We start from the raw sequence: 26,892 nt of genomic DNA on the forward strand, positions 1-26,892 counted from the left end.
GTGGACAGCAAGAAGCGCCCCTCGGCTGAGGGGCGCTCCCGGCGTGGTCAGCGCACGGTGGCGGCGAGGACCTCCTCGATGCGCTGCCAGAGCGCGGCGAAGAGGGCTTCGCGGCTGTAGGTGCGCGGTTCGGCGGCGCCGCGGCCCAGCACCGACAGGTCGTGCAGCTCCAGCCCCGCCGAGCCGGTGGCCGGGTCGTAGACCGGGCGGGCCCAGCCGTTGCTGCAAGCGCTGCCCGCGTCGTGCCTGCCGACGACGAAGTTCACCGTCTCGTCGCCCCCGATGCCGCCGCGCTGGACGTCCAAGGCGTACACCGTGTCGCCCGCGCGCTCGACGCGGACGGCGATGCGCGCCTCGCCGCGGTGCACGGTGCCGACGAACCCGCGCCGGGCCAGGCCGGGCGCCGCCGCGGCGAACTGCTCGCCGAGGTAGCGCAGGGCCGCGTCCTGCTCGGCGTAGCGGCTGAACCCGGCCGGGATCGCCGCCACCGGGGCGGCGGCCGCGCGGGCCGCGGTCACCACCTCCGCGACCGCCGCGCGGTCGCGCCCGCTGGCCTCCGCCGCCTCGATCCGCCCGCTCAAGGCGTCGGTGAGGCGGTCGGGGTCGGTGCCGCGCAGATAGGACACATGCGGGTGCAGCAGGTCCGCGGGCACCTCGACCCCGCCGACCAGCACCGGCAGCACGTGCTCGTCCCCGGCCTTGACCGCCCGCAGCATGGCCGCGCTGAACTCGTCCACCGAGGACACGAACGGCAGGAAGAACCGCACCCGGGCGGCGGGCAGGTCGCCGCCGTCCTTGTGCGCCCACCACTCGTGGATGTGGTCGGGGCCGTGCAGGACGGTCAGCCCGCGCTGCCGGAACGCCTCGACCACCTCGTCGACGGCGGCGCGCTGCTCCTCGGCGAAAGACACGGCGACGTCGTAGGTCGCAACTTCGCTCACTCTCCAAACCTCCCGGATGATCGCTGTTTGTCGTGCGCGGCGAAGCATGGGCGCGGCCTGTCGACCGGACGTGGATGGTGCGTGGATCGGGCTGTGTCCCGTTGTCCGCCCCGCGGGGAAACGGTCACCTCCTTGTTGGTCGCACCACTGTGGGCGAATCCTTGTGGTGGGCGTTGAAATGCCCGGTCAACCACAATTCCCGAGGAGTGTTCGCCATGTCCAGAATCGTGTCCGGTCTGCTCGCCGCCATCACCTCGTCGCTGGTCGCGCTGTGCCTCGTCGGCACCGGGACCGGGGCCGCCGACGAGGGTTCGCCCGCCGCGCCGCCCACGACCACCACCACGGCCACCACCGAGGGGAACCCCTGGCACGGGTGATTCGCCCCTCCTGCCCCGGCCGCGGTTTCCACGCGGGAATTCGCGGCCGGGGCAATTGCCCGGCGACCCGCGAACTGCTGTACTCGATCCACTCGACAAGGAGGCGTCGTGGTCGAATCCTTTGGCGCGCTGCTGCGCGAACTGCGCGCGGCGGCCGGAATGTCCATGGGCGAACTGGCCAAGCGCGTCAACTACAGCAAGAGCTACCTCAGCAAGATCGAGAACGACCTCAAGCCGCCGAACGAGACGATGGCCCGGCTCTGCGACGGCGCGCTGGACGCGGGCGGGCGGCTGATCGACGCGGCCCGCTCGGCGCGGCCGGAGCCGACCGTCGACCGCCGCCAAGTGCTCGCCGCCGGGACGGTGCTGGGCATCGCCCTGGCGGGCGGCCCCCGCCCCGCCCCGGACGAGCGGGTGATCGCGGGCATGCGCACCACGTTCGAGCACCTGCGCGCCCTGGGCGCCGAGACCAGCCCGGCGGTGGTCCTGGAACCGCTGGTGGCCCAGGTCCGCACGGTGCACGGGCTCGCGGCCGAGAACCCCGAGCCGATCCGGTCGCGGCTGCTGCTGCTCGCCGCCCGCATCGCCGAGTACACCGGGTGGATGAGCCAGGAGGCGGGCGACGAGCGCGCCGCCCTGTGGTGGACCCGGCACGCGGCCACGCTCGCGGGCGCGGGCGGGGACCGGGAGGTCGAGTGCTACGCCTTCGTCCGCGAAGCCGGGCTGGCCCTCTACCGGCACGACGCGATCAGCACCGTCGAGCTGGCCAGGCAGGCCCAGCGCAGCGGGCTGGCGAGCACGCGGACGCTGGCGCTGGCGGCCCGGCGCGAGGCCCAGGGGCACGCGCTGGCAGGCGATCGCGGCGAGTTCGAGCGCGCGCTCGACCGGGCGGGCGAGCTGTTCGAGCAATCCACAGTGGACAACGGGCCGTACCCGGTGCTCGGCACCACGGCGCCGGAACCGATGGCCCTGGCCAGGGGATGGTCCCTGTGCGACCTCGGCCGGGCTGGCGAATCGGCGCAGGTCCTCGACGGCGCGCTGCCCGAGCTGCCCGCCACGTCGCGCCGGGCCAGGGCCCGCTTCGGCGTCCGCCGCTCGCTGGCGCACGCGCTGTCCGGTGAGATCGATCAGAGCTGCCGGACCCTCACCGGGGTCATCGAGGACGCCGCCCACGTGGACTCCGCGACGGTGCGCCTCGACCTGCGCGAGCTGGCGCGGACGCTGAGCCGGTGGCGCAGCCACGGCGCGGTCCGGGAGGTGTACCCGGAGCTGAACCGCGTGCTGCAACGGTACTGAGTCCGCATACCGGTCGGTAAGCGCATTGGTCCTTCGCCGCCGCGCCCGGGTCGGTTTATGTTGCCCGGCATGGAGTTGGAGTTCCGGCATCTGCGGATCCTGATCGCGCTGGCGGACGAGGGCAGCATCTCCCGCGCGGCGACCGCGCTCGGCGTCTCGCAGCCGTCGCTGACCGCCCAGGTGCGGCGGATCGAGCGGGCGCTGGGGGCGCCGCTGTTCGAGCGGGGGCACACCGGGGTGGCGCCGACCGGGTTCGGGCGGGCCGTGCTGGTCAAGGCGCGGGCGGTCATGGGGGAGATGGCCGGGCTGCGCAGCGCGGCTCCGCCCGCCTCGGCGGCGGGGGAGACCGCGCTGGAGCTGGGCTGCGCCCCGGGCTACCTCGCCGCGGCCCTGGTCCCCCGGCTGGTCGCCGCGCACCCGCGCCCGCTGCGGGTGCGCGTGCACAGCGAGGCCAACGCCGCCGACCTGATGGCCAGGGTCCGGTGCGGGCGGCTGGACGCGGCGCTCGTGGTCGAGGTGGCCGGCTTCGAGTCCGAGCCGCCCGACGGCCTGCTGCGCGAGGTCGTCGTGCCCGTCGAGCCGGTGTTCGTCGCCCTGGCCGAACACCACCCGCTGGCCGCGCAGGAGACCGTCGACCTGGCCGCGCTCGCCGAGGAGAACTGGCTGGTCGACGCCTACGGCGGCCCCGGGCCCATCGCGGCGCTGCGCTGGGCCTGCGGGGCGGCCGGGTTCGAGCCGCGGATCACCCACGAGATCGGCGACGCCTCCTCGGCCCGCCCGTTCCTGGCCGACGGCCAGTGCGTCGGCCTGGCCCAGCCCACCTCGCTGGAGGGCCGCGGCATCGTCGTGCGCCCGCTGCGCGGGGACCCCCTGGTCGCCACCCGGTTCCTGGCCTGGCGCCACCCCTGCCCGGTGGACCCGGCCCTGCTGCGCCGCCTGGTCGCCGCGGCGTACCTGTCGCTCACCAGCCACAATCCCAGCTACGCCCGCTGGTGGGCCGCCCACGGGCCGACCCTGGTCTGATCCTCATCCGCAGCCGCACCCCAGGCAGGCGCGCGCGGCGCGGATGCCCGCCGCCTCGGGCTGGCCGAGGTCGGTGAAGCGGGCTTCGGCGGCCTGCCAGTGCTGGACGGCCTCGGCGTGCCTGCCCAGCGCGTGCAGGGTTTGCGCGATGCCGTGGTGGGCGTGGGCCTCGTGCGTGCGGTTGCCCGTGCTGGCGGCCAGGTCCAACGCGGACTGGAAGGCGCGGAACGCCTCGGCCAGCTCGGCCCCGGCGAGCGCGGTCGCGCCGCGGTCGCGGTAGAGCTGGGTGCTCAGGTCGGCGTCGGACAGCCCGGCCGCGGCCTGCCTCGCCTGCTCGTGGTGGCGCTTGGCCTCGGCCAGGTCGCCCAGCTGCCGGTGCACGTTGGCGATGTAGTTCAGCGCGTAGGCGGCCACGCAGTCGTCGCTGACCTGCCGCGCGAGCTCGTAGGCTTCCCGGTGGCCCGCGAGGGCGGCCGACGGCTGCCCGAGCTGCTGCTGGACGGACCCGAGGTTGTTGAGCGCGTGCGCCAGCCCTTGGGCGTGCCCGACCTCCCGCAGCATCGCCACCGCGGCCTCGTGCCTGCGCAGGGCGAGCGCGAGATCGCCGCGGAGCTCGTCGAGGAGGCCGAGCATGCTCAGCGCGTGGGCCTGCCCGCGCAGGTCGCCGATCTGCTCGAACCTGCCCAGCGCGGCGTCGAAGTGCGCGATCGCCGCGTCGTGCGCGCCCAGCTCCATCGTCGGGATGCCCAGCGCGCACAGCGCCGCCGCCTCGCCGGGCACGTCGCCCAGCCGGGTCCACACCGGCAGCGCCTCGGCGGCCAGCTCCCGGGCCTCGGCGAGCTTGCCCAGCCGGTTGTGCGCGGTGGCCAGGCGCAGCAGCACGTGCGCCCGGCCGAGGTCGTCGGCGGCGATCCGCCGGACCAGCTGCATCGTCGCCAGCCAGTCGGCGAGCTGGCTGTTGCTGTGGAAATGCCGCCACAGCAGCACCGCCAGCCGCCAGGCGTGGTGGTGCAGCTCAGGGACGGCGACCGCGTGGTGGATGGCGGCCACCAGGTTGTCCCGCTCGGCGGTGATCCACACCTGCGCGTTGTCGGGCGCGGTGAAGTCCGGGGCGACCGGGCACGTCCGGCCCGCGGCGGGCTGAAGGGCCCGGTCGAACGGGTACGCGGTCCGCACCGCGCGTTCCAGCGCCACCAGGTAGTAGTCGAGCATGCGGAGCAGGGCGTCGGCGCTCTCCCCTGGCGCGGCCGGGGCTGGCTGGGCCGCGGCGAACTCCTTGAGCGGGTCGAGCATCCGGTACCTGTCGGGCACCACCTCCTCCAGCAGGCACACCTCGTGCAGGTCGTCGAGCACGTCCCGCGCCCAGCCGACCGCGCGGCCTGCCAGCGCCGCCGCGCCCGCCACGTCGACGTCGGGCCCGGGCAGGTGGCCGATCAGCCGGAACAGCTCCCGCTGCGCCTCGTCCAGGTGCTCGTAGGACACCCGCACCGCGGCCGCGCCGTCCCCGTCGTCGCCTGTGCGCCACGGGCCGCTCTCCTCCAGCAGCCGCAGCAGGTGCTCCAGCGGCCACCGCTCGTGCCTGCGGAAGATCGCCGCCGCCAGCCGGATCGGCATGGGCAAGTACCCGCACCGCTTGACCACCGCGCCCACCTCGGCCGCGCGACCGCGCACCCGCCGCTGGTCGACGAACGCCTCGAACAACGCGATCGCCTCGTCCGGCGACAGCGGGGACAGCCGCAGGTGCTCACCGGCGCCCGGACCGCCCATCCGCCTGCTGGTCACGATGGCCAGGCACTCGGCCGCCTCGGGCAGCAGCGGCCGGACCTGCTCGGGCGACGCCGCGTCGTCGAGCACCAGCAGCCGCCGGGTGCCCAGCAGCTCGGCCTGGTACAGCGCGGACTTGCGGCCCACCGTCGTCGGGATCTGCTCGGGCGGCACGCCGAGCTCGCCCAGCAGGTGGGTCAGCGCCTCGCCGACCGCCGTCGCGGGCGCGTGGGAGCCCAGGCCGTTGAGCCGCACCAGGAACTGCCCGTCCGGGAATCGGTCGCGCATGGCGTGCGCGGCCTCCACGGCCAGCCCGGTCTTGCCGACGCCCGGCGCCCCGCTCACCCACACCGCCCGGCGGCCGCTGGCCGCGGCCGCCTCGATCAGCGCCAGCTCCGCGACCCGGCCGGTGAACCCGCCCGGGCGCGACGGCAGCCTGCTGGCCGGGTCGCCGCGCTGCGCCCTGGCCAGCAGGTTGCGCAGCTCGTGGCCGGGCTCCAGGCCCCACTCCGCCAGCGCGGCCGCGGCCCGGTGGAAGACCCGGATCGCGCTCACCCGGTCGCCGGTGGCCAGCAGCGCGCGCATCAGCAGCACCGCGAACTTCGGCTCCGGCTCCAGGCGCGCCACGTGCCGCAGCCGGTCGCGCGCCGCCCGGTGCTCGCCGACGGCCAGCTCCAGCTCGGCGAGGTCGCCCACGGCGTCCAGGTAGCTGTCGTGCGGGGGGATCACCTCCGCGCCGCCCACCCGGTCGGGATCGATGTCCTCCAGGAAGCGCCCCCGCCACAGCCCGACCGCGGTGCGCAGCAGCTCGACGGCCCGGCGCGGGTCGTCGGCGGCCACCGCGGCCGCCTCCGCGCGCAGCCGCTCGAACCGCGCGGTGTCGAGCTGGTCGGCCCCCACGCGCAGGAGGTAGCCGGTCGGCGTGGTCTCGATCGCCACGTCGTCGGCGTCCTGGAACGCCTTGCGCAGCCGGTTGATGTAGTTGCGGACGAGGGTGCGGCGGTCCGGGTTGTCCCCCCAGATGATCTCGGTCAGCCGCTCGGTGGACACCGGCTTGTTCGCGTGCAGCAGCAGCACCACCAAGACGAACCGCTGCTGCTGCTCGCCCAGGGGCACCGGCGCGCCCGCGTGCCACGCCTCCAGCGGACCAAGCATCCGAAATTCCACGCCGCCTCCCGCGATCACGGTCCCGATCTCACTGACAGGGGTCGTCGCAGCGGCCGAAGTGTGTCGGATGGGCTTTCCGTCCACGTTCGCTCGACACGGCCGGGGCACGCTCGCCCGCCCACCGAGAGGAGAGGTCGTATGAGGTCCGACGTGTTGCCGTGCTACGTGGTCTTCGACGTGTCGTCGTCCATGTCCGACCACATGGACGAGCTGAACGCCGGGCTGCGGGAGTTCCGCGGCGCGGTCCACGCCGACCCGGCCGCGGCCGCGCGGGTGCGCGTGTGCGTGGTCGGCTTCGCCGAGCGGGCGCGGGTGCTGCAGCCGCTGCGCCCGGTCGCCGAGCTGGCCGAGCTGGCCGGGACGGAGCTGCTGGCGGGCAGCCGCTTCGGGCCCGCGTTCGCCTTCCTGCGCCGCACCGTCGAGCGCGACGTGCGCGGGCTCAAGGAGCAGCGGCTGGCCGTGAGCAGGCCGGTGGTGTTCTTCACCTCCGACGGGCGCGCCACCGACCCGCTGGCCTGGCCGTCGGCGCTGGCCGCGCTCGCCGACCCCGGGTGGCCCGCCCGGCCCGCGGTGGCCGCCTTCGGCATCGGGGCGGCCGACCCGGACGCGCTGGGCCGCATCGGCGCCTTCCGGGTGTTCCTGCGCCGCGACGGGGTCCGCATGGGCGCGGCGCTGGCGGTCGCGGTCGCGGCGGCGGGCTCGCGCGCCGACCGCGTCTAGACCATCCACGTCTAGACCATCCACCAAGCGTCCACTCCCGGTCCACCCGCCCACCGCACCCTCTGCGCTGGACGAGGGGAGGCGAGCGGGTGAACCGGTACCCGGAGCTGGTCAGGGAGTTGAAGGCGCTGCGCAAGGGCGGTGGCGTGCACGCCAGCCGCATCGATCAGCGGGTGGGCCCGACGTTGCGGGCGACGTGCGGGATCACCGGCCTGGACGGGCCGCTGGCGATCCGCGAGAAGGTCAGCGCCCGGCTGGGCGAGCTGGTCGACCGGCTGCCGCCGGAGCTGGGCCTGCCCGCCCAGGCGGCCTTCGCGATCAAGGGCGTCCGGCTGCCGCTGTACCAGGACCGGGTGCGCTGGGCCGCGATGCGCCTCGACCGCGACCCGCGCACGGTGCGCCGCCGGGTGGACGACGCGATCGCCCGGCTCGCCGAGATGGCCGCCGAGCTGCCGCCCGCGCGGCTGGGCGGCTGGCGCACCACCGAGCTGCGTGTGGCGGTGGCGCTGGACCGGGCCCAGCCGGAGGTGCTGGTGCAGCGGCGGGTCGTGGCCGACCAGGACGGCGTCGGCGAGCTGGAGATCGCCGCGCCGATCCAGGTCACCCGCCCGGAGGTGGACGTGCGCGTGCTGTACGGCGGCACGGTCGGGGCGCGCGGCACGGCCGACGGGCGCGTCGCGTTCGCGCTCACCCCGCCTGCGCCGATCCAGCGGGGCGCCGCGCACGACATCGGGCTGGTCTACCGGCTGCCGTCGGCGCAGGCGCTGCGGCCGCACCTGGTGTGCGTGCCGCAGCACCCGTGGGAGCTGTTCGAGCTGCGGGTGCGCTTCGGCATCGGGGCGGGCGTGCCGCGGGTGTGGACGCTGCCCGGGGCGGACGGGGCCGAGACCGGCAGCCCGGTCCCGGTCGACGGCGCGGGGGAGGTGCACGCGCGGTTCCGCAAGCTGGTGCCCGGCCTGGCGTACGGCGCCCGGTGGACCGGGGGCTGTGGTATACCAACCCCCTGACTACTCGGGGGAGGGGTGGCGTGGGCGGGTTCGAGGCGGAGTCCGAGCGGGTCGTGCGGCGGTTGCGGGACGAGATCATCGACGGGGTGCGGCGGCCGGGGAGCAGGCTCGTGGAGCGGGAGCTGGCCGCCGAGCTGGGGGTGAGCCGGGTGCCCGTGCGCGACGCGCTGCGGGTGCTCGTCGCCGAGGGGCTGGTGGTGGCCCGGCCGCGGACGTGGGCGGTGGTCCGGGAGTTCACCGCGGCCGACGTCTCCGACCTGGCCGAGGTCCGCGCCGCGTTCGAGCCGCTGGTATTCCGCCTCGCCGCCCAGCGCAGGACCGGTGACGGGCTGCGGCGGCTGCGTGTGGTGGTGGCCGAGGGGCTGGCCGCGGCCAAGGCCGGGGACGGGGTGCTGGCGCGCCGGGCGGCGGCCGACTTCCACGAGGTCGTCACCGAGCTGGCCGCGAACGAGCTGCTCATCGAGGTGCACCGGCCGCTGCGCAGCCGGATGCGGTGGTTCATGGGCCAGCACGACGACCTCGTCGCCGTCGCCGAGCAGCACGCGCAGCTGTGCGAGGCGATCGCCGACCGCGACGTCGAGCGGGTCGACCGGCTGGTGGCCGGGCACATGGCGAACGGGCGATTTGGTATACCATCGTCGGCATGACGTGGAGCTTGACCGATGTGCGCCCGTGGGGCGGCGAGCCGGTGGACGTGGTGGTGTCCGGGGACCGCATCACCGAGGTGGTGCCCGCGGGGACCGCGACCGGGGAGAAGGTGGACGGGTCCGGGCTGCTGGCGCTGCCGGGCCTGGTCAACGCGCACGCGCACGTGGACAAGAGCTGGTGGGGCCAGCCCTGGGTGTCCGCGCGCGACCTGCGCGGCACGCAGGACGCGATCGCCCACGAGCGCGCCGAGCGGGACAAGTACGGCATGCCGCGGCTGGACAGCACGGTCGCCGTGCTGAGCGAGTTCCTGCGCCACGGGACCACGGCGACGCGCACCCACGTCGACGTCGACCTCGGCGTCGGCCTGCGCGGCATCGAGACCGTGCACGCCGCGGCCGCGGCCCTCGGCGGCGCCGTCGAGGTCGAGGTCGTGGCGTTCCCCCAGGACGGCGTGGTCCGCAGGCCCGGGGTGCTCAAGCTGCTCGACGAGGCCGCGGCCGCGGGCGCCACCCGCGTCGGCGGCATCGACCCCGCCTCCATCGACCGCGACCCGGTGTCCCAGCTCGACGGCCTGTTCGAGATCGCCGAGCGGCGCGGCGTCGGCCTGGACATCCACCTGCACGACGGCGGCGAGCTGGGCGCGTTCCAGTACGAGCTGATCATCGACCGCACCCTGCGCACGGGCCTGCAGGGCAAGGTGACCGTCTCCCACGGCTTCGCCCTCGGCGACATCCGGCCGCACCGGCAGGCCGAGCTGCTGGCCCAGCTCGCCGAGGCGGGCATCTCCTGGGCCACCGTCGCGCCCCCCGGCTACGCCCCGCTGCCCTGGCGCGGCATGCGCGAGCAGGGCGTGGCGATCGGCCTGGGCACCGACGGCATCCGCGACCTGTGGTCGCCCTACGGCGACGGCGACATCCTGCGCATCGCCCAGGGCTTCGCCCGCCTGCACGGCCTGCGCACCGACGACGACCTCACCTGGGCCGTCGAGCTGGCCACCGCGGGCACCTTCCTCGACCAGCCCACCCGCGGCATCACCCCGGGCTCGCGCGCCGACATCGTGCTCGTCGACGCCGAGAACGTCCCCGACGCCCTGGTCCGCGCACCCCGCCGGAAGCTGGTCGTGGCGGGCGGCCGCGTGGTCGTGCGCGACGGCGAGCTGGTGATCTAGCGACGGCTTGACCCGCCCGGAGGCTGCGGCCTCCGGGCGGCGCAGCCCTGCTAGCGGCGGCGGGGCTTGCTCCGGCGCGGCCCGGCGGGACGGCGGGGCGGGGCGACGGTCGGGGTTGACCGGCCACGGGTGCTGTTGACGGTGCGCCCCCGGACGATGCCGATGAACAGCTCGATCGGGTCCGTCGTCTCGTCCTCCAGCCACGACAGCGCCACCACCGACTGCGGCGCGTCCGCGATCGGGCGGGCGATGAGGTCCTTGCGGTAGTGCAGCCGGAACAGGGATTGGGGGACGACCAGCAGGCCCAGGCCCCCGGCGACCAGCTTGAGCGCGTCGGCGGTGCTCTCGGGCCGGTCGTCGGCGACGCGGGCGGGCGGGTCGGCCCAGCCGAGCACGTCGTCGAGCGGGCGCAGCAGGACCTCGTCGGCCAGGTCGGCGGGGGTCAGCTCGTCGGCGGCGGCGATCACGTGGTCCTTGGGGGCGACCACGACCGTCGTCTCGGTGTAGAGGGGGATGGCGTGCAGGCCCGTCCGGTCGCCCAGCCGCAGGATGGCCGCGTCGAGCACGCGGTCGCGGAGCATCGCCGCCGCGTCGGCCGCGGGCACGTGGAGCAGGTCCAGCGGCAGGTGGGCGAAGCGCTCGCGCCAGGTCCGCACCCACTTGTCCGGCGTCACGCCGGGGACGTGGCCGAGGCGGAAGGCCGAGGAGGTCACGCGGGCAGGCTACCCACCTCCCGTTACCCTGGTCGCATGACCTCGCGCAAGACGCCCCAGATGATGAAGCCCGCGACCGCGGCCAAGAAGCTGGGCGTGTACCTGGCCGCCACCCCGGCGGAGTTCCGCGAGGGCGTCGTCTCCCGCGACGAGCTCAACGCGCTGCAGGCCGACCCGCCGCAGTGGCTGCGCGAGCTGCGCCGCAACGGCCCGCACCCGCGCCCGGTCATCGCCGCCAAGCTGCGCATCTCCATCGGCGGCCTGGCCCGCGGCGGCATCACCGACCCGCTGACCACCGACCAGATCGAGCAGCTCAAGGCCGACAACCCGGAGTGGCTCCAGCGCGAGCGCGCCACCCAGGCCGAGGTCCGCAAGGAAGCCGAGCGCCTCGCCGCCAAGCAGCGCTGACCGCCGTGGACTCCCGCGAGCAGCACTGGCGATCCAGGTTCACCGAGGTGTTCGCCCAGCCTGCGTCCGCGGTGCACGCCCGTATCTGGGCTGAGGTGTACGGCGCGGAGTACCCGGCCGAGGTCGAGCCCTACAGCTACATCTCCACCACCGAGCTCGCCCGCTTCGCCGCCGAGTCGAACCTGCGCCCCGGCGACCGCCTGGCCGACATCGGCTGCGGCCAGGGCGGCCCCGGACTGTGGGTGGCCGCCAGGACCGAGGCGCGGCTGGTGGGCATCGACATCGCCGAACCCGCGGTCGAGGCCGCCCGGGCCAAGGCCGCCGCCCTCGGCCTCGCCGACCGCGCGACCTTCCAGCTCGGCACCTTCGCCGCCACCGGCCTGCCCGACGCCACCTGCCACGCGGTGATGAGCGTCGACGCCCTGCCCTTCGCCCCGGACAAACCCGCCGCCCTCGCCGAACTGGCCCGCATCACCACCCCCGGCGGCCGCCTCGTCCTCACCACCTGGGACTACCACACCCAACCCGCGGCCCGCCCGCCCCAGCTCCCCGACCACCGCCCAGCCCTCACCGCCGCAGGCTTCACCGTCCGCACCTACGAGGAAACCCACGACTGGCGCGACCGGATCGCCCGAACCACCGCCCTCCTCATGGACTCCATCGACGCCCTGGCCGCCGAATCCGGCACCAACCCCGCCGACATCGAATCCGCCCTCCACGAAATGCACGCCGCCACAACCTGCATGACCCGCCGCATCCTGATCGTCGCCGAACGGGCCTGATCAGGCGGCGGGGTGGTGAGCATCCCCACCACCCCGCCGCACCCCCAGAGCTGCCCCGGTCAGGGGGCGTCGGTGACGGTGTCCTTGATGACCTGCCAGCGGCCGCGTTCGCGGACCAGGGTGAGGCTGATGGTGAGGTGGCGGTCGACGTTCTGGGAGGGGACGAGGTAGCGGGCGTCGAGGATGGCGAAGCCGGAGGTGCAGCCGGTGACCACGGTGTGGGTGACCGTCCACGGCATCGACCACTCGTAGGGCAGCTTGAACGACTCCAGGACCGGCAGGACGTTGGCGTCGTAGCCGATGTGGACCGCGCCCGTGCGGCCGACGGTGACCATGTCGCGGTGGATGATCGCGCGGTAGCGGGACTCGTCGCGCTTGTTGAAGCTGTCCATGTCCTCCCAGACGGCGCGGTGGAACTCCCGCTCGCACGTGCGGTGGTCGGGCTGGCCGCCCGCCGCCGGGGCCCCGGCCACCACCGCCGCGCCCGCGGCGATCACCCCCGCCACCGCCAACCGCTTGCCCATCTGCGATCCCTCCCGTCGTCGTTGCTGTTCGCGCCCAGCCTCGGCGGAGGGCGCATCACAGGTGCATCACGGGCGCATCGCGGCGGGCCGCGCGGTGGTTGGGTCGGATCATGGAGTTCCGCGTGCTCGGACCCGTGGGGGCGCACGCCGGGGGCCGCCGCGTCGCGCCGGTCGGGGCGCGGCAGGAGCGCGTGCTCGCCGCCCTGCTGCTCGACGCGGGCCGCGTCGTCCCGGTGTCGCGGCTGGTGGACGTGGTGTGGGACGGCGAACCGCCCGCGACGGCGTCCCGCCAGATCCGCAACGTCACCACCGGGCTGCGCCGGACCCTCGTCGCCGCCGGTCTCCCGCCGGACGCGCTGACCGCGGTGGGGCCGGGTTTCGCGCTGCACCCGCCCGAATTCGACCTGCGCGCCTTCGACCACCACGTCGAGCGCGGCGCCTACGCCGAGGCGCTGGCCTGCTGGCGGGGTCCTGCCCTGGCCGGGATCGGCAGCCCGGCGCTGGCAGGCGCGGCAGCCGCCCTGGACGAGCGCCGGTTGTCCGTGCTGCACCTGCGGCTGGCCGAGCAGGTGGCCGCAGGCCACGACGTCGTGGCCGAGCTGACCGACCTGGTCGCGCGCCACCCGCTGGTGGAGGGCTTCACCGCCCTGCTGATGCGCGCCCTGCACCACCAGGGCAGGCAGGCCGACGCCCTCGCCGCCTACCACGCCACCCGCAGGCGGCTGGTGGACGAGCTCGGCGTCGAGCCGGGCGCGGACCTGCGCGCGGCCCACCAGCACGTGCTGGGAGCGGAGCCGACGAGCCTGGCCGCGGAGCCGACAAGGCCGTGTTATCTGCCTGCCGAGATCCCCGACTTCACCGGCCGCGCAGCCGAATTGGCCGCGGTGGTGGCCGCGCTGCCCACGCCGGTGGTGATCGACGGCATGGCGGGCGTCGGCAAGACGGCGTTGGCGGTGCGTGCCGCGCATCGGGCTGCCGGGCGCTTCCCCGACGGGCAGCTCTACGTCGACCTCCACGGCTACACCCCCGGCCGCGAGCGCGTGGCGCCCGGGGACGCGCTCGGGACGCTGCTGTGGCAGGCCGGGGTGCCTGCCGCCGCGCAGCCGCCGGGCGTGGACGAGCGGGCCGCGCTGTGGCGGGCGCGGACGGCGGGGCGGCGGCTGGTCGTGCTCATCGACAACGCCGCCGACGCAGGCCAGGTGCTGCCGCTGCTGCCGGGGGCGCCCGCCGCCGCGGTGATCACCAGCAGGCGGCGGCTGGTGGAGGTCGACGGGGCCGTTCCGGTGCCGCTGGACCCGCTGCCCGCCGGGGAAGCCGCGGAGCTGTTCGCCGCCGTCGCCGGGCGGCCCGACGCCGGTGTCGCCGAGCTGTGCGGGAACCTGCCGCTGGCCGTGCGGATCGCCGCAGCCCGGCTGCGGCAGCGTCCGCAGTGGACGGCCGACGGCCTGGCGGCCCGGCTCGGCCGGGAGCGCGACCGGCTGGCCGAGCTGCGCGTGGGCGGCCGCGACGTGGCCGCGACCTTCCAGCTGTCCTACCGCGAGCTCGACGCCGCGCGGCAGCGGATGTTCCGGCTGCTCGGCTCCCACCCCGGTGGCGTGATCACCGCGCCCGCGGCGGCCGCGCTGGCCGAACTGCCCGTCGCCGCGGCCGAACGGCTGATGGAGGACCTGCTCGACGCGCACCTGGTCGAGCCAGAGCACGGCGGCTACCGCCTGCACGACCTGCTCGCCGAGTTCGCCCGCAGGCTGTCCGACGACGACGGCTTCGCCCGGCTGCTGGCGTACTACCGGACCGGCGGGGGCCGCGACTGGTACGCCGCGGAGCGGTCCAGCCTGCGCGCGGTCGTCCAGCGGGCGGTGGAGCGCGAGTGGGACGAGTCGGCGTGGCTGATCGCCGACCACGCCGCGCCGCACCTGCGCGACCACCAGGACTTTCGGGCCGTCGCCGAGGCCGCCGCCCGCGCCGCCGCCCGGCTGGGCGACCCCGCCGCCCTGCACCGCGCCCTCGGCCACCTCGCCGACGCCTGCTGGGACGACGGCGACCTCGCCGGGGCGCTCGCCTGCACCCGCAGGCGGCTGCGGATGCCCGTCCCCGCCCCGGCCGCCGCGGCGACCGCGTTGAGCAGGATGGGCGCCCTGCACGCCATGTCCGGGCAGTACGCCGCGTCGATGGACTGCTACCACCGCGCCCTCGCCCTGGTTGACGACCCCGACGTGGTGGCGCTGCTGCTGGGCAACCTCAGCCACGCCCAGGAGATGCTGGGCGACTTGCCCGCCGCCCTGTCCTCGATCCAGCGCTCCCTCGACCTCGCCACCACCGCCGACAACCCCGCCCGCGTCGTCCTCAGCGCCGCCCAGGAAGCGCTGATCCTGGCCAAGCTGGGCACCGGCCCCGCCGCCGACCGCGCAGAGGAAGCCCTGCACGCCGCTGAGCAGCTCGACTACCCCTTCGGCGCCGCCTGGGCCCACACCGACTACGCCGAGGTCCTCCTCATCAACGGCGACCCGACCGCCGCCCGCGCCCACGCCGACCGGGCGTGCGCGATCCTCGCCGACATCAACCACCCGCTGCTGCTCGTGATGGCCGACAACACCCTCGCCACGGCCTGCCTGCGCACCGACGACCCCCGCACCGCCCTGGCCCACCACCGCCGCGCCCACACCACCGCCCGCCGCGTCGGCTACCGCAGGCAGGCCGAGCGTGCGGCCGAGGGCATCGCCCGCGCGCAGGCGGCCATGCACGGCCCGCGCCCGCTGTAACGGACGCCCCCGCGCATCGATACCCTCTGGCGAGACCGCACGCCCGGGGGAGGACGCCGTGACCGCGCCAGTTCGCAGCCGCCTGGGTGGGCGGTGGTACTACCCCGTGGTCATCCTGTCCGCCGGGGTGCTGTCGGTGGTCCCCTTCCTGCACGCGGCGCTGCGGCTGCGGCGCCCGTCCGCGTGGGTGTGGGTCGGCGTCTACGGGCTGGCCTGCTCCGGGCTCGTGACGCTGGCCGAACTCGACAACCAGGTGAAGGACAAGTATTCGGCGCTGGTGGGGCTGGCCGTGATCGTGCTGGTCGTGACCGCCTGCCTGCAGCTGAGGTCGCTGCGGGTCGCGGTGTACGGCGAGCCCGTGGTCGAGCCGGTCGACCCGGCGGTCGCGCAGGTGCTCGCCGCGCGCGAGCGGCGCCAGCAGGCCAGGGAGCTGGCCGCGCGCGACCCGATGATGGCCAGGGAGCTGGGCATCGGCCGCCCGGACCACCCCCGGACCTACGACGACGGCGGCCTGGTCGACCTCGCGGCCGCCCCGGCGCAGGCCATTGCCGCGACCGTCGGGCTCTCGCAGGCCGAGGCGGAGCGGATCGTCGCGGCCCAGGGCCGCTTCTCCAGCGTCGACGAGCTGCTCGTCGTGGTCGACCTGCCGATCGACGCCTGGGACCGCATCCGCGACCGGGGCGTCGTCATCGGCTGACCGTCACAGCACGGCGTTCAGCAGCACGGTCAGCAGGACCGACAGGACGATCGAGATCACCAGCATGGTCAGGCAGCCCGCCCGGCCGCCGAGGAACTCCACCCGGGTGCGGCCGACACGCACCTCAGCGGCCCGGCGCGCCGCGGTCGTCCACGTGGTGGATGGTGCGCTTGCGGCCCGCGAGACCGGCCAGGCCCAGCAGGCCGACCAGACCCAGCAGGCCCCAGTTGCCGCTGCTGCCGTCATCGTCGTCGTGCGTGGTGGTGTCCTGGGCGCTGACCGCGGGGGAGGGGTCGGCCGCGGCGGCGGTGGGCGCGCCCACCACCGCCACGGCCAGGACGGCTGCCAGCAGCAGGCGCTTCGCGGTGTCCATGCGGGAACCTCCGATTCGGTGGTCGAGCGCACCGGGTACCGCCGGACCCGGCGGCCCATGCGCCACCGACGGGTGAGATCAGCGCACCGAGGCCGGGCTGCGCCGCTCCTGGCTCGGGATGACCGGGATCGGCGGGCTGTCGCCGGTGAGCAGCTGCTGGTGCAGCCTGCGCATCGCCGGTGACGGCTCCAGGCCCAGCTCGTCGTGCAGGATGCGGCGCAGCGCCTGGTAGGCCTGCAGGGCCTCGCCCCGCCTGCCGGTCGCGGTGAGCGCCTTGATCAGCTCGCCGTGGAACCACTCGTTGAGCGGGTGGCTGCTGACCAGCGAGCGCAGCTCGGGCAGCAGCTCGGCGGCCCGGCCCAGCTGCCGGTCGGCCCGGATGCGCAGGCCCAGGGCCTTGATCCGCAGCTCGTCGAAGTGGGTCACGTGGGCCTCCAGCAGCCTGCCCGCCGGGATGTCGGCCAGCGCGGGGCCGCACCACAGGTCCAGCGCGGAGCGCAGGGTCCGCGACGCCTCCTCCGGGTTGCCGGAGTCGAGCAGGTCGCGGCCCTGGTTCAGCAGCCGCTCGAAGACCCGGGCGTCGAGCGCCTCGTCATCGATCTGCAGCGTGTAGCCGGGTGAGCGGGTCAGGATTCGGGGCACCGCGCGGTCGTCCCGCGCGGCGACCTGGCTGAAGATCTTGCGCAGTTGGTAGATGTAGGTCTGCATGGTCGTCAGCGCGCTGCGCGGCGGGTGGTCGCCCCACAGCTCGTCGATCAGGGACGCGGTGTCGACGATCCGGTTGGCGCGCAGCAGCAGGAAAGCCAGGGTCCACCGCACCTTCGTCGCCGTGGGTGTGCAGACCCGGCCCGCGTGCGTCACTTCCATGGGCCCGAGGATCTTGAATCTCATGTGGATCGCTCTCAGGTCACCCCGCGGCGAGGCGGGACCGGACAGGTTGCGAACCGCAAAGCATGTCCCAGCATCGAGTTGACTTTCCGGGCACGCAACTCTGATCCCGTTCGTCGCCAGTGGATTCACCCGGTCGACACCCATTCACGAACGCGCAATTGCCGCCTTGCGGAGATCGCTGCGGGAGACCTTCCCGGTGGGTGATCGCGGAATCGCCGAGACCAGTTCCACGTGCTCGACCTGCTCGAAGTGCGGCACCTGCCGGTTGACGAACTCCTTGATCCTGGCCGCGTCCGCGGTCGCGCGGGCGGGCACGACGAGCGCGTGGGCGACCGCGCCGGAGAACTCGTCCGGGTGGTCGAAGACGACGCAGTCGGCGACGTCGGGGTGGCGCAGCAGGACGGCCTCGATCCGGCCCGGCGCGACCAACCAGTTGTCGCGCTTGAATACGTCCTTGATCCGGTCGACGACGAACAGATATCCGTCCTCGTCGAGGAATGCGATATCCCCGGTGGCGAACCACCCGCCCGGCTGGAGATCGGCATCGATGTCGCGGTCCAGATAACCGGCCATGAGTTGGGGGCCCTTCACCTGGAGCTCGCCGGTTTCCCCGATCGGCACGACCGCGCCGGTGTCGATGTCGACCACCCGGCATTCCGCCCCCGGCACGACCACCCCGGACGAGCCCGTCCGCGGTCGGTCGAGGTCGGCCAGGTGGGTGCACGGCGCGGCCTCGGCGATGCCGAACCCCTGCACCACCGGCACCCCGAGGCGCCGGGCCAGCGCCTCGGCGCGGTCGGGTCGCAGGGCCGAGCCGCCGGACAGCACCGCCCGCAGCGTCGGGATCCGCACCGCGGCCAGGTGCGGGTCGGCGGCGAGCCGGGCCAGCCGGACCGGGAGGCTGTAGAGGTGGGTCGCCCCGCAGCGGCGGGCGGCCGCGGCCATCGCCGGGGTGTCCTCGTCCGGGAACAGCACGTGCGAGGCCATCGCGGCGACGCCGATGCTCAGGTGCATGAGGTGGAAGGTCGGCAGGTAGTTGAACAGCACCGAATCCGCCGTGAGCTGGTGGCCGTGCACGGTCTGGGCGGCGTTCACCGTCAGGTTGCGGTGGGTCAGCCGCACCCCCTTGGGCGCGCCCGTCGTCCCGCTGGTGAACTGCAGGCAGGCCACCGCGCCGGGGTCGTCGTCCAGGCGCACCGGCGGCCGGTTCTCGGCGGCGAGGTCGGCCAGGGCGGGCACGCCCGGGTGGGCCTCGTCGGGCTCGGTGAGGATGAGCTCGCGCAGCGCCGGGAGCTGGTCGCGGACGGGGGCGAGCCGGTCGTAGACGTCGGGGGGCACGACCGCCGCGCGCGCCCGGCTCGCGCCGAGCACGTGCACCAGGCCGTCGGCCCGCAGCAGCGGGTTGACCAGCGCGCTGACGTGCCCGGAGCGGGCGATGCCGTAGAAGCCCAGCGCGTAGGCCGGGTGCAGGACCATGGCCAGGGCGACGACGCCCGGCTCGGGGAGCAGGGCGCGCAGGGCTGAGCCGATGCGGGTGGCGCGGTCGTCGAGGTCGGCGAAGGCGAGGTCGCCCACGGCGGCCTTGTCCGGGACGCGGGCGGCAGCGCGGCGCAGCGGGTCATCGATGCGCGGCCCCTCGCACAGCCCGGCGACGGTCTCCAGGGGTGGTCCGCAGGCGATGCTCAGGGCCTTCGTCGTCGTCATGCGCGCGAGGCTGGCAGCGGCGGTTCGATCGGCCGTCGAGCCGCGAGCCCGGCTCCAGCGGGAATCGAGCGGGCGCGATCAGGGTGCCGGGCATGGTTGATGTCCTCGTAGTCGGAGCTGGACCCGTCGGGCTGACGGTTGCGCACGAACTGGCCAGGCGCGGTGTCTCGGTGCGGGTGGTGGACCGGGCCGACGGCCCGGCGACGACCAGCCGGGCGACCGCCAACCACGCCCGCACCCTGGAGGTCTACCACCAGATGGGGGTGCTGCCCGACATCCTGGCCCGCGGCCACCGGGTCAGCCGGTTCAGCGTGCACCGCGGCGGCCGCAGGCTGCTGCGGCTGGGCACCGACTACCGCAAGCTGCCGACCCGCTTCCCGTTCACCCTCCAGGTGGAGCAGGTGGAGGTGGAGCGGGTGCTGCGCGAGCGGCTGCTCGGCTTGGGGGTGGCCGTCGAGTGGTCGACCGCGCTGCAGGGGCTGCGCCAGCGCGGCGACCACGTGCTGGCCCGGCTGCTGCTGCCGGACGGGCGCGCGGTCGAGCAGCCGGTGCCGTGGCTGGTCGGGGCGGACGGCGGGCGCAGCGCGGTGCGCGCCGGGCTGGGCATCGGCCTGGTCGGCGAGTCGTCGCGGACCTGGCTGGCCGCCGACGCGGTGGTGCACGGCGACATCCCCAGGGACAGCCTGCACCTGCTGGTCACCCCCGATGGCACCATCCTGCTGGTCCCGCTGCCCACCCCCGGCCGGTGGCGGCTGGTGGACATGACCGGCGGCGAGAACGACCCCGAAGCCCTCGCCGACTGGTTCACCGAGCGGGTGTCGGCGGCGATGGGCGCCCGGATCGTCGTGGAGCGCCCGAGCTGGTCGTCGGAGTTCCTGGTCCGCCAGCGCATGGTCGACCGGATGCGGGAGGGCCGGTGCTTCCTGGCGGGCGACGCCGCGCACGTGCACAGCCCGGCGTCGGGGCAGGGGATGTGCACCGGGGTGCAGGACGGGGTCAACCTGGCCTGGAAGCTCGCCGACGTCATCCGGGGGTACGCCGGGGAGGCCCTGCTCGACAGCTACGACGCCGAGCGCGTCGAGGTCGGCGCGCAGCTGCTGCGCTCGACGCAGACCGCGACCACGGTGCTGGCCCCCGCCGCGGGCATCCCGATCCCGAAGCCGCTGCTGCCGGTGGTGGTCGCCGCGGTGAACACCATCCCGCCCCTGCGGCGGGTGGTGGAGCGCAAGATCCTGCGGGCGATGTCCGGCCTGGCCCTCAGCTACGCCGACAGCCCGCTCACCGAGCCCGGCGACGGGCGGCTCAAGCCGGGATCGCGGCTGGCCTGCTCGGCCGAGACCGAGCAGGCCAGCCCGGGCTGGCGGGCGCTGTGCGCCGAGCTGGCCGACCCGCGGTGGACCCTGGTCGCGGTCCCCGGCGACGACCTGGGCGGCCTCGACCGCCAGTACGGCGCGGCGGTCTCGGTGCGCGGCATCGGCGGCGGGCCCCACCCGCTGCCCGACCCCGACCGGCGGCTGCGCCGCGACCTCGGCATCGATCGCGGCGGCGCGGTGCTGATCCGCCCGGACGGCTACCTGGCAGGCCGCTTCGGCCCGCATGAGCCGCTGGACGCCGCGCTGCGCCGCTTCCACCTGCTGCCCGCCGCCGCCCCTGGAATGGAGCTGACCGCCTGATGCGCATCATCGACATCTCGACCCCGATCGACGCCGACGTGTGGGAGCCGAACCCGGTCGTGCACGAGGTCATGACGTGCGCCGAGGGCGGGCGGCACATGGCCGAGGGCATGCTGGAGCGCCACGGCATCGAGTTCGACCCCGCCGTCCTCCCCGACGGCGAGCTGCTGTCGCTGGACACGATCACCTGCACCACCCACACCGGCACCCACGTCGACGCGCCGTCGCACTACGGCACCAAGGCCCGCTACGGCACGCCTCGGCACATCGACGAGATGCCGCTGGAGTGGTTCATCGGCCCCGGCGTCGTCCTCGACCTCAGCGACGCCCCGGTCGGCGCGGTCGGCGCCGACCACCTGCGCCGCGAGTTCGACCGCATCGGCTACACCCCCCGCCCGCGCGACATCGTGCTGCTGCGCACGGGCGCCGACCTGGTCTTCGGCACCCCCAAGTACTTCACCGACTTCGTCGGCCTGGACGCCGAGGCGACGCACCTGCTGCTGGACCTGGGCGTCCTGGTGATCGGCACCGACGCCTTCAGCCTGGACGCGCCGTTCCCCAGCATGCTGGAGCGCTACCGCGCCACCGGCGACCGCTCGGTGCTGTGGCCCGCCCACTTCGTCGGCCGCGAGCGCGAGTACTGCCAGATCGAGCGCCTCGGCAGCCTGGACCTGCTGCCCAGCACGGGATTCACCGTCTCGTGCCTGCCGGTGAAGATCGCCCGCGCAGGCGCGGGCTGGGCCCGCGCCGTCGCCATCTTCGACTGATCTCAGCCCAGATCGTCGCGGGTGACCTTGCGGCACTGCACGAGCAGGTCGGCGCCTGAGCGCACCAGCACGTCCTGGCAGACGCAGACGCGGTGGATGCGGGAGCTGCCGTCGGGTCCGGTGGCGATGACCAGCGAGTAGCAGCGGACGTCGAGGGCGCCGTCCGGGCGCGGGGTCACGTCGACCATCCCGTGCCAGTGGCGGTGCACCTCGCCCGCCTGCGCCGCCGCGCCCGCCGCGCGGCCGGGCACGGTGGCCAGCGCGGCCCGACCGCGGATCGGCTCGGGCAGGTTCGGCAGGGTCATCACCGCGTCCACTGTGAACGTCGCCGCCCAGGGCTCGCCCGCGCCGGTGTCGAACAGCTGCATCTGCCGCGCGTAGAACTGCTGCACCGCAACGTAGATCTCGTGGAACGGGATGTCGACCGCGTCGTCCGCGTACCGGATGCTCATGCACCCGACTCTGCCCGGGAGCAGTCGAAGCGGGCTCAAGCGGCGCTCCAGCGCGGTCGAGCAGGCTGGGGGCACCCCTATGCCAAGCCCCGAACGAGGAGCGCCAGGTGCTGACGAACAAGAAGCACGTGACCGAAACCGAGGTGGTCGTCGCCGCGCCGCCCGAGGTCGTCCGCGACGTCGCCATGGATTTCGCCAGGTGGCCGCGGTTCCACGGCCCGGCGGTGCACGCCGAGCGCGTCGCCGACGGCGGGGACGGCGAGCTGATCCAGTTCTGGTCGCTGGCGGGCGAGGACTCGGTGCGCAGCTGGAAGGCCCGCCGCTACCAGACCGCGGAGGGCATCGAGTTCGCCCACGAACCGGCCGCGGAGCCGTTCGAGCACGTCGGCGGCGGGTTCACCTTCCGGCCGCTGCCCGGCGGGTCGACCGAGGTGCGGATGCGGCACGAGTTCTCGCTGCTGGCGGAGGACGACGCCCTGGCGGCCGACCGGCTCGCGTCGATGCGCCGCGGCGCGGACGCGCACCTGGCGTCGCTGCGCTACGCCGCGGAGAACCAGTCCGACCTCGACCGGCGCACCATCGCCTTCGACGACTCGGTGTTCATCGCGGGCGACATCAACGACATCTACGCCTACCTGTACGAAGCGGACAAGTGGCCCGAGCGCATCCCGCACGTGTCCCGGCTGGAGATGACCCAGCCCACCCCCGAGGTCCAGTTCTTCGACATGGACACCAGGACCCCCGAGGGCGCGCAGCACACCACCCGCTCGGTGCGGATCTGCCTGGCCCCGCGCCTGATCGTCTACAAGCAGGTCCAGCCGCCCAAGGCGCTGGACTCCCACACCGGGCACTGGCGCTTCGAGCAGACCCCCGAGGGCGTGATCGCCACGGCGCGGCACGTGGCCGTCATCAAGGAATCGATGCTCCACCTCTTCGGCGAGGGCGCGACGCTGGAGCAGGCCCGCAAGTACCTGCGGCGGGTGCTGGGCGCCAACAGCACGAGCAACCTGCGGCTGGCCAAGGAGTACGCCGAGAAGCGCGCGGGCTACTAGCGGCGCTGCGGGCGGACGGCGGTCAGGCGGACGGCGAGACAGGGCGAGGTGCGGACGATGGACAGGCAGGTCGTGGTGACGGGGCTGGGCGTGGTGGCCCCCGGTGGAATCGGCGCCAAGCAGTTCTGGGAGCTGCTCACCGCGGGGCGCTCGGCCACCCGGCCGATCTCGCTGTTCGACGCCACCGGGTTCCGCTCCCGGGTGGCCGCCGAGTGCGACTTCGACCCGCGGCTGGCCGGGCTGACCCACCGGCAGATCCGGATGTGGGACCGCACCACCCAGTTCGCCGTGGTCGCCGCCCGCGAGGCGCTGGCCGACAGCGGGGTCGCCTGCGGGGTCGTCCCCGAGCGGACCGGGGTGTCCATCGGCACCGCGTGCGGGATGACCCAGCGCCTGGACCAGGAGTACGCCGTGGTCAGCGACGAGGGGCGGGACTGGCTGGTCGAGGACCGGCACGGCTCGCCCTACCTCTACGACTACTTCCTGCCCTCCTCGATGGCCGTCGAGCTGGCCTGGCTGGTCGGGGCCGAGGGGCCGACGGCGATCGTGCCGACCGGCTGCACCTCCGGCATCGACGCGATCGTGCACGCCGCCGAGCTGGTGCGCGACGGGGTGGTCGACGTGGTGCTGGCGGGCGCGTCCGACGCGCCGATCTCGCCCATCACCGTGGCCTGCTTCGACGCGATCAAGGCCACCACGCCGCGCAACGACGAGCCGGGCACCGCGTCGCGCCCGTTCGACCGCACCCGCAACGGCTTCGCCCTCGCCGAGGGCGCCGCGGTGCTGGTGCTGGAGGAGGGCGAGCGGGCCCGCCGCCGGGGCGCCCACGTCTACGCCGAGCTGGCCGGGGCGGCGGGCCGCTGCAACGCCCACAGCATGACCGGCCTGCGGCCCGACGGCGCCGAGCTGGCCGCGGCGATCACCGCCGCGCTGGCCGCCGCGCGGATCGACCCGAGCGGGGTGGACTACATCTGCGGCCACGGGTCCTCGACCAAGCAGAACGACCGGCACGAGACCGCCGCCTACAAGGCCAGCCTCGGCGAGCACGCCCGGCGCACCCCGATCAGCTCGATCAAGTCGATGGTCGGGCACTCCCTCGGCGCGATCGGCGCGCTGGAGACCGTCGCGTGCGCGCTGGCCATCGAGCACTCGGTGGTGCCGCCGACGGCCAACCTCGTCGAGCCCGACCCCGAGTGCGACCTGGACTACGTGCCGATCACCGCCCGCGAGCACCGCGTCGACGTGGCGCTCAACGTGGGCAGCGGGTTCGGCGGGTTCCAGAGCGCGATGGTGCTCACGGCGCCGGGGAGGGCGCGGTGAGCACCGCCGCGCCCGTGGTCACCGGGCTGGGCGTGGTCGCCCCCAACGGCCTGGGCGTCGAGCGGTACTGGGCGGCGACCCTGGCCGGGCGTCCGGGGATCGACCGCGTGCGCCGCTTCGACACCAGCGGCTACCGGGCCCAGGTCGCGGGCGAGGTCGAGATCGATGCGGCCGAGCTGCTGCCGGGCAGGCTGCTCCCGCAGACCGACCACATGACCCGCCTGGCGCTGGTCGCCGCCGAGGAGGCGCTCGCCGACGCCGGGGTCGAGCCCGCCGCGCTGGGCCGCTTCGGCTGCGGGGTGGTGACCGCGGCCTCCGGGGGCGGGTTCGAGTTCGGCCAGCGCGAGCTGGAGGCGCTGTGGAGCAAGGACAGCACCTACGTCAGCGCCTACCAGTCCTTCGCCTGGTTCTACCCGGTGAACACCGGGCAGATCTCGATCCGCCACGGCCTGCGCGGGCCGGGCGGCGCGGTGGTCACCGAGCAGGCGGGCGGGCTCGACGCCATCGGCATCGCCCGCCGCGACATCCGCACCGGGACGCCGGTCATGGTCAGCGGCGGGGTGGACGGCTCGCTGTGCCCGTGGGGGTGGCTGTGCCTGACCCGCTCGGGCCGGATGAGCCCGGCCGCCGACCCGCGGCGGGCCTACCTGCCCTTCGACGCCGAGGCCTGCGGGTTCGTCCCCGGCGAGGGCGGGGCGCTGCTGGTCCTGGCCGACCCGGCTGCGGCCGACGGCGGCTACGGCGAGGTCGCGGGCTACGCCGCCACCTTCGACCCGCACCCGGACACCGGCCGCCCGCCCGCCCTGCGCCGCGCGGCCGAGCTGGCGCTGGCCGACGCGGGGATGTCCGCCGCCGACGTCGACGTGGTCTTCGCCGACGCCAGCGGCGTGCCGGAGCTGGACCGGCAGGAGGTCGCGGCCCTGGTGGAGCTGTTCGGCCCCGGCCGGGTGCCGGTGACCGCGCCCAAGACGATGACCGGCAGGCTGCTCGGCGGCGGGGCCGCGCTCGACGTGGCCGCCGCCCTGCTCGCCCTGCGCGACGGTGTCATCCCGCCCACCGTCCACATCGGCCGCCCCCGGTTCGCCGATGTGCTCGACCTGGTCCGCGACGACCCGCGCCCGGCCAGGGTGGACTGCGCGCTGGTGCTCGCCCGCGGCCACGGCGGGTTCAACTCGGCGCTGCTCGTGCGGCGCCGCGGAGGAAGGAACCGCAGATGACCGAGATGACCCTGGCCGAGCTGACCCGGCTGCTGCGCGAGTGCGCGGGCGCGGACGACGCCGTCGACCTCGACGGCGACATCCTGGACGTCCCCTTCGACGACCTGGGCTACGACTCGCTGGCGCTGTTCAACACCGCGGGCCGCATCGAGCGCGACCACGCCATCCGCCTGCCGGACGACCTCGTCGGCGAGGTCTCCACCCCGCGCGAGCTGCTGGACGTCGTCAACGCCCACCTCGGCCAGCCCGCCTGACTGCCGACCCGACAGAAAGGGAAACGACTGATGTCGGTTCCGAACCCGGTGGCGCGGGCCCGTGCCATCATGGAGATCAACAACGGCTACTTCCGGTCGAAGGTGCTGCAGAGCGGGGTCGACCTCGGCCTGTTCGACCTGCTGGCCACCGAGCCCGCCACGGCCGACGAGATCCGCGACCGGCTGGGCCTGCGCCACCGGCTGCTGAGCGACTACCTCGACGCGATGGTCGACATGGGCCTGCTCGACCGGGAGGGCGACGCCTACCGCGACAGCGAGGACGCCGCGGAGTTCCTGGTCTCCACCTCGCCGACCTACCTGGGCGGCACGGCCAGCCAGCACGCGCGGGTCCACTACCACGCCTGGGGCAGGCTGGTGGAGGCGCTGCGGGACGGGCACGGCAAATCCGACGTCCGCCCGGAGGGCACGCAGGCGTTCATCGAGTTCTACGCCGACCCGGAACGCGCCCGCAGGCTGATGCAGCACGTGGACGCGCACAACGGGTTCATGGCCGACGAGCTGGTCAGGCACTTCGACTGGAGCGGGAGCACGACGTTCACCGACATCGGCGGGGCGCGGGGGAACCTGGCGGCGCGGATCGCGCTGGCGAACCCGCACCTGCGGGGGTATGTGGTGGACCTGCCGGTGCTGGAGCCGCTGTTCGATGAGCTGGTGGCGGAGCTGGGGGTGGCGGATCGGGTCGAGTTCTTGGGCGGCGACTTCTTCGCGCGGCCGCTGCCGGTGACGGATGTGGTGGTGATCGGGCACGTGCTGCCGGATTGGCCGGAGGCGGAGCGCGATCACCTGGTGAAGCGGTGCTTTGACGCCGTGCGGCCCGGCGGGTGGCTGGTGGTGTACGACGCGCTGGTGGATCCGGCGTTGAAGGACCACGACACGTTGCTGCGGCGGCTGAACAGCACGATGATCCGGGATGATCACCAGCCGTTCAGCGTGGATGAGTGCTTTGAGCTGTTGGGGCGGCATGGGTTTGAGGTGGATCGGTGGTTCGTGTCGGACACCATTGCGCGGGATCATGTGGTGGTGGCTCGAAAGCCCGAGTGATGCCGCCCGGCTGCGGGCAGAACGCGCCCCGCTAAGCCTGTCCGATGGGGTGGACTTGCATTCGCGGGGAGCGAAGCGCCGCTAAACTTGCGGGGGCGTGAACGGGCTTCGCCCGCATCGCCGCTCTTCACGC

At 74.7% G+C, this 26,892-nt stretch carries 26 protein-coding genes; 18 read left to right on the forward strand and 8 right to left on the reverse strand.

The window, feature by feature from the left end:
- Positions 1 to 47: 47 nt before the first annotated feature.
- On the reverse strand, positions 48 to 941 hold the full coding sequence (locus tag ACWEPX_RS16545; protein WP_451898023.1) for a hypothetical protein: 894 nt from the start codon (positions 939 to 941) through the stop codon (positions 48 to 50).
- Between the two features lie 215 nt (positions 942 to 1,156).
- Here ACWEPX_RS16545 and ACWEPX_RS16550 point away from each other — a divergent pair, with 215 nt between their 5' ends.
- The 3 genes from ACWEPX_RS16550 to ACWEPX_RS16560 all read left to right on the forward strand — a co-directional run bounded on the left by ACWEPX_RS16550 (position 1,157) and on the right by ACWEPX_RS16560 (position 3,637).
- A complete protein-coding gene (locus tag ACWEPX_RS16550; RefSeq protein WP_451898024.1) occupies positions 1,157 to 1,318 on the forward strand; it encodes a hypothetical protein in 162 nt (53 codons plus the stop codon).
- A 108-nt stretch (positions 1,319 to 1,426) separates the two neighbouring features.
- Entirely contained in the window at positions 1,427 to 2,614 is a 1,188-nt protein-coding gene (locus ACWEPX_RS16555) for a helix-turn-helix domain-containing protein (RefSeq protein WP_451898025.1), read from the forward strand.
- Between the two features lie 69 nt (positions 2,615 to 2,683).
- Complete coding sequence (locus ACWEPX_RS16560) at positions 2,684 to 3,637, forward strand: LysR family transcriptional regulator (protein ID WP_451898026.1); 954 nt, start codon at positions 2,684 to 2,686, stop codon at positions 3,635 to 3,637.
- Positions 3,638 to 3,640: 3 nt separating this feature from the next.
- Here the strand turns inward: ACWEPX_RS16560 and ACWEPX_RS16565 are convergent, their stop codons facing one another.
- Entirely contained in the window at positions 3,641 to 6,568 is a 2,928-nt protein-coding gene (locus ACWEPX_RS16565; protein ID WP_451898027.1) for a tetratricopeptide repeat protein, read from the reverse strand.
- A gap of 138 nt (positions 6,569 to 6,706) precedes the next feature.
- Between ACWEPX_RS16565 and ACWEPX_RS16570 the strand changes: the two genes are divergently transcribed.
- The 4 genes from ACWEPX_RS16570 to ACWEPX_RS16585 all read left to right on the forward strand — a co-directional run bounded on the left by ACWEPX_RS16570 (position 6,707) and on the right by ACWEPX_RS16585 (position 10,111).
- Positions 6,707 to 7,288: a vWA domain-containing protein gene (locus ACWEPX_RS16570; RefSeq protein WP_451898028.1), complete on the forward strand. Its 582-nt coding sequence runs from the start codon at positions 6,707 to 6,709 to the stop codon at positions 7,286 to 7,288.
- Between the two features lie 89 nt (positions 7,289 to 7,377).
- Positions 7,378 to 8,295 carry a hypothetical protein gene (locus ACWEPX_RS16575; RefSeq protein WP_451898029.1) on the forward strand — a complete coding sequence of 306 codons (918 nt, stop codon included), beginning with the start codon at positions 7,378 to 7,380 and terminating at the stop codon, positions 8,293 to 8,295.
- 20 nt (positions 8,296 to 8,315) lie between these two features.
- Positions 8,316 to 8,942: a GntR family transcriptional regulator gene (locus tag ACWEPX_RS16580; RefSeq protein ID WP_451898030.1), complete on the forward strand. Its 627-nt coding sequence runs from the start codon at positions 8,316 to 8,318 to the stop codon at positions 8,940 to 8,942.
- Positions 8,939 to 10,111, forward strand: a complete 1,173-nt coding sequence (locus tag ACWEPX_RS16585; RefSeq protein ID WP_451898031.1) for an amidohydrolase — start codon at positions 8,939 to 8,941, stop codon at positions 10,109 to 10,111. The genes ACWEPX_RS16580 and ACWEPX_RS16585 overlap by 4 nt, the downstream gene beginning before the upstream one ends.
- A 50-nt stretch (positions 10,112 to 10,161) precedes the next feature.
- Here the strand turns inward: ACWEPX_RS16585 and ACWEPX_RS16590 are convergent, their stop codons facing one another.
- The gene (locus ACWEPX_RS16590) at positions 10,162 to 10,824 is read right to left on the reverse strand and encodes a LysR substrate-binding domain-containing protein (protein WP_451898032.1); all 663 of its coding nucleotides are present in this window, start codon (positions 10,822 to 10,824) and stop codon (positions 10,162 to 10,164) included.
- 36 nt (positions 10,825 to 10,860) lie between these two features.
- On the opposite strand from ACWEPX_RS16590, the gene ACWEPX_RS16595 reads away from it, so the two are divergent.
- Complete coding sequence (locus tag ACWEPX_RS16595) at positions 10,861 to 11,232, forward strand: DUF5997 family protein (RefSeq protein WP_451898033.1); 372 nt, start codon at positions 10,861 to 10,863, stop codon at positions 11,230 to 11,232.
- A gap of 5 nt (positions 11,233 to 11,237) precedes the next feature.
- Positions 11,238 to 12,014 carry a class I SAM-dependent methyltransferase gene (locus tag ACWEPX_RS16600; RefSeq protein WP_451898034.1) on the forward strand — a complete coding sequence of 259 codons (777 nt, stop codon included), beginning with the start codon at positions 11,238 to 11,240 and terminating at the stop codon, positions 12,012 to 12,014.
- Between the two features lie 59 nt (positions 12,015 to 12,073).
- On the opposite strand, the gene ACWEPX_RS16605 is transcribed toward ACWEPX_RS16600, so the two are convergent.
- Positions 12,074 to 12,538, reverse strand: a complete 465-nt coding sequence (locus ACWEPX_RS16605) for a hypothetical protein (protein WP_451898035.1) — start codon at positions 12,536 to 12,538, stop codon at positions 12,074 to 12,076.
- 122 nt (positions 12,539 to 12,660) lie between these two features.
- Between ACWEPX_RS16605 and ACWEPX_RS16610 the strand changes: the two genes are divergently transcribed.
- Positions 12,661 to 15,297: a BTAD domain-containing putative transcriptional regulator gene (locus ACWEPX_RS16610; protein ID WP_451898036.1), complete on the forward strand. Its 2,637-nt coding sequence runs from the start codon at positions 12,661 to 12,663 to the stop codon at positions 15,295 to 15,297.
- Between the two features lie 58 nt (positions 15,298 to 15,355).
- Entirely contained in the window at positions 15,356 to 15,994 is a 639-nt protein-coding gene (locus tag ACWEPX_RS16615) for a ComEA family DNA-binding protein (protein ID WP_451898037.1), read from the forward strand.
- 124 nt (positions 15,995 to 16,118) lie between these two features.
- On the opposite strand, the gene ACWEPX_RS16620 is transcribed toward ACWEPX_RS16615, so the two are convergent.
- The 3 genes from ACWEPX_RS16620 to ACWEPX_RS16630 form a co-directional block, all read right to left on the reverse strand.
- The gene (locus ACWEPX_RS16620; RefSeq protein ID WP_451898038.1) at positions 16,119 to 16,367 is read right to left on the reverse strand and encodes a WGxxGxxG family protein; all 249 of its coding nucleotides are present in this window, start codon (positions 16,365 to 16,367) and stop codon (positions 16,119 to 16,121) included.
- A 78-nt stretch (positions 16,368 to 16,445) separates the two neighbouring features.
- Entirely contained in the window at positions 16,446 to 17,234 is a 789-nt protein-coding gene (locus ACWEPX_RS16625; protein ID WP_451898039.1) for an AfsR/SARP family transcriptional regulator, read from the reverse strand.
- A gap of 168 nt (positions 17,235 to 17,402) precedes the next feature.
- Entirely contained in the window at positions 17,403 to 18,962 is a 1,560-nt protein-coding gene (locus ACWEPX_RS16630) for a class I adenylate-forming enzyme family protein (protein ID WP_451898040.1), read from the reverse strand.
- A gap of 92 nt (positions 18,963 to 19,054) precedes the next feature.
- On the opposite strand from ACWEPX_RS16630, the gene ACWEPX_RS16635 reads away from it, so the two are divergent.
- Both ACWEPX_RS16635 and ACWEPX_RS16640 read left to right on the forward strand, forming a co-directional pair.
- Entirely contained in the window at positions 19,055 to 20,635 is a 1,581-nt protein-coding gene (locus ACWEPX_RS16635) for an FAD-dependent oxidoreductase (RefSeq protein ID WP_451898041.1), read from the forward strand.
- Positions 20,635 to 21,402, forward strand: a complete 768-nt coding sequence (locus tag ACWEPX_RS16640; protein WP_451898042.1) for a cyclase family protein — start codon at positions 20,635 to 20,637, stop codon at positions 21,400 to 21,402. The genes ACWEPX_RS16635 and ACWEPX_RS16640 overlap by 1 nt, the downstream gene beginning before the upstream one ends.
- Positions 21,403 to 21,404: 2 nt before the next feature.
- Here the strand turns inward: ACWEPX_RS16640 and ACWEPX_RS16645 are convergent, their stop codons facing one another.
- A complete protein-coding gene (locus ACWEPX_RS16645) occupies positions 21,405 to 21,854 on the reverse strand; it encodes a nuclear transport factor 2 family protein (protein ID WP_451898043.1) in 450 nt (149 codons plus the stop codon).
- 107 nt (positions 21,855 to 21,961) lie between these two features.
- Here ACWEPX_RS16645 and ACWEPX_RS16650 point away from each other — a divergent pair, with 107 nt between their 5' ends.
- The 5 genes from ACWEPX_RS16650 to ACWEPX_RS16670 are packed head-to-tail and all read left to right on the forward strand — an operon-like array spanning position 21,962 to position 26,759.
- The gene (locus ACWEPX_RS16650; protein ID WP_451898044.1) at positions 21,962 to 22,906 is read left to right on the forward strand and encodes an SRPBCC family protein; all 945 of its coding nucleotides are present in this window, start codon (positions 21,962 to 21,964) and stop codon (positions 22,904 to 22,906) included.
- Positions 22,907 to 22,963: 57 nt separating this feature from the next.
- On the forward strand, positions 22,964 to 24,226 hold the full coding sequence (locus tag ACWEPX_RS16655; protein WP_451898045.1) for a beta-ketoacyl-[acyl-carrier-protein] synthase family protein: 1,263 nt from the start codon (positions 22,964 to 22,966) through the stop codon (positions 24,224 to 24,226).
- Positions 24,223 to 25,443 carry a ketosynthase chain-length factor gene (locus ACWEPX_RS16660; RefSeq protein ID WP_451898046.1) on the forward strand — a complete coding sequence of 407 codons (1,221 nt, stop codon included), beginning with the start codon at positions 24,223 to 24,225 and terminating at the stop codon, positions 25,441 to 25,443. The genes ACWEPX_RS16655 and ACWEPX_RS16660 overlap by 4 nt, the downstream gene beginning before the upstream one ends.
- The gene (locus ACWEPX_RS16665) at positions 25,440 to 25,697 is read left to right on the forward strand and encodes an acyl carrier protein (protein ID WP_451898047.1); all 258 of its coding nucleotides are present in this window, start codon (positions 25,440 to 25,442) and stop codon (positions 25,695 to 25,697) included. Before ACWEPX_RS16660 ends, ACWEPX_RS16665 begins: the two co-directional genes overlap by 4 nt.
- 30 nt (positions 25,698 to 25,727) lie before the next feature.
- Positions 25,728 to 26,759 (forward strand): methyltransferase, encoded by a 1,032-nt coding sequence (locus tag ACWEPX_RS16670; RefSeq protein WP_451898048.1) that lies wholly within the window; start codon positions 25,728 to 25,730, stop codon positions 26,757 to 26,759.
- The last annotated feature ends 133 nt before the right edge of the window (positions 26,760 to 26,892 follow it).

It is taken from the genome of Actinokineospora sp. NPDC004072, assembly GCF_053604195.1.

Coding starts and splice junctions, on each gene's coding strand:
- ACWEPX_RS16550 (WP_451898024.1), top strand. CDS start 1,157: ATGTCCAGAATCGTGTCCGGTCTGCTCGCCGCCATCACCTCGTCGCTG.
- ACWEPX_RS16560 (WP_451898026.1), top strand. CDS start 2,684: ATGGAGTTGGAGTTCCGGCATCTGCGGATCCTGATCGCGCTGGCGGAC.
- ACWEPX_RS16570 (WP_451898028.1), top strand. CDS start 6,707: ATGAGGTCCGACGTGTTGCCGTGCTACGTGGTCTTCGACGTGTCGTCG.
- ACWEPX_RS16585 (WP_451898031.1), top strand. CDS start 8,939: ATGACGTGGAGCTTGACCGATGTGCGCCCGTGGGGCGGCGAGCCGGTG.
- ACWEPX_RS16595 (WP_451898033.1), top strand. CDS start 10,861: ATGACCTCGCGCAAGACGCCCCAGATGATGAAGCCCGCGACCGCGGCC.
- ACWEPX_RS16605 (WP_451898035.1), bottom strand. CDS start 12,538: ATGGGCAAGCGGTTGGCGGTGGCGGGGGTGATCGCCGCGGGCGCGGCG.
- ACWEPX_RS16620 (WP_451898038.1), bottom strand. CDS start 16,367: ATGGACACCGCGAAGCGCCTGCTGCTGGCAGCCGTCCTGGCCGTGGCG.
- ACWEPX_RS16625 (WP_451898039.1), bottom strand. CDS start 17,234: ATGGAAGTGACGCACGCGGGCCGGGTCTGCACACCCACGGCGACGAAG.
- ACWEPX_RS16630 (WP_451898040.1), bottom strand. CDS start 18,962: ATGACGACGACGAAGGCCCTGAGCATCGCCTGCGGACCACCCCTGGAG.
- ACWEPX_RS16635 (WP_451898041.1), top strand. CDS start 19,055: ATGGTTGATGTCCTCGTAGTCGGAGCTGGACCCGTCGGGCTGACGGTT.
- ACWEPX_RS16640 (WP_451898042.1), top strand. CDS start 20,635: ATGCGCATCATCGACATCTCGACCCCGATCGACGCCGACGTGTGGGAG.
- ACWEPX_RS16645 (WP_451898043.1), bottom strand. CDS start 21,854: ATGAGCATCCGGTACGCGGACGACGCGGTCGACATCCCGTTCCACGAG.
- ACWEPX_RS16655 (WP_451898045.1), top strand. CDS start 22,964: ATGGACAGGCAGGTCGTGGTGACGGGGCTGGGCGTGGTGGCCCCCGGT.
- ACWEPX_RS16665 (WP_451898047.1), top strand. CDS start 25,440: ATGACCGAGATGACCCTGGCCGAGCTGACCCGGCTGCTGCGCGAGTGC.
- ACWEPX_RS16670 (WP_451898048.1), top strand. CDS start 25,728: ATGTCGGTTCCGAACCCGGTGGCGCGGGCCCGTGCCATCATGGAGATC.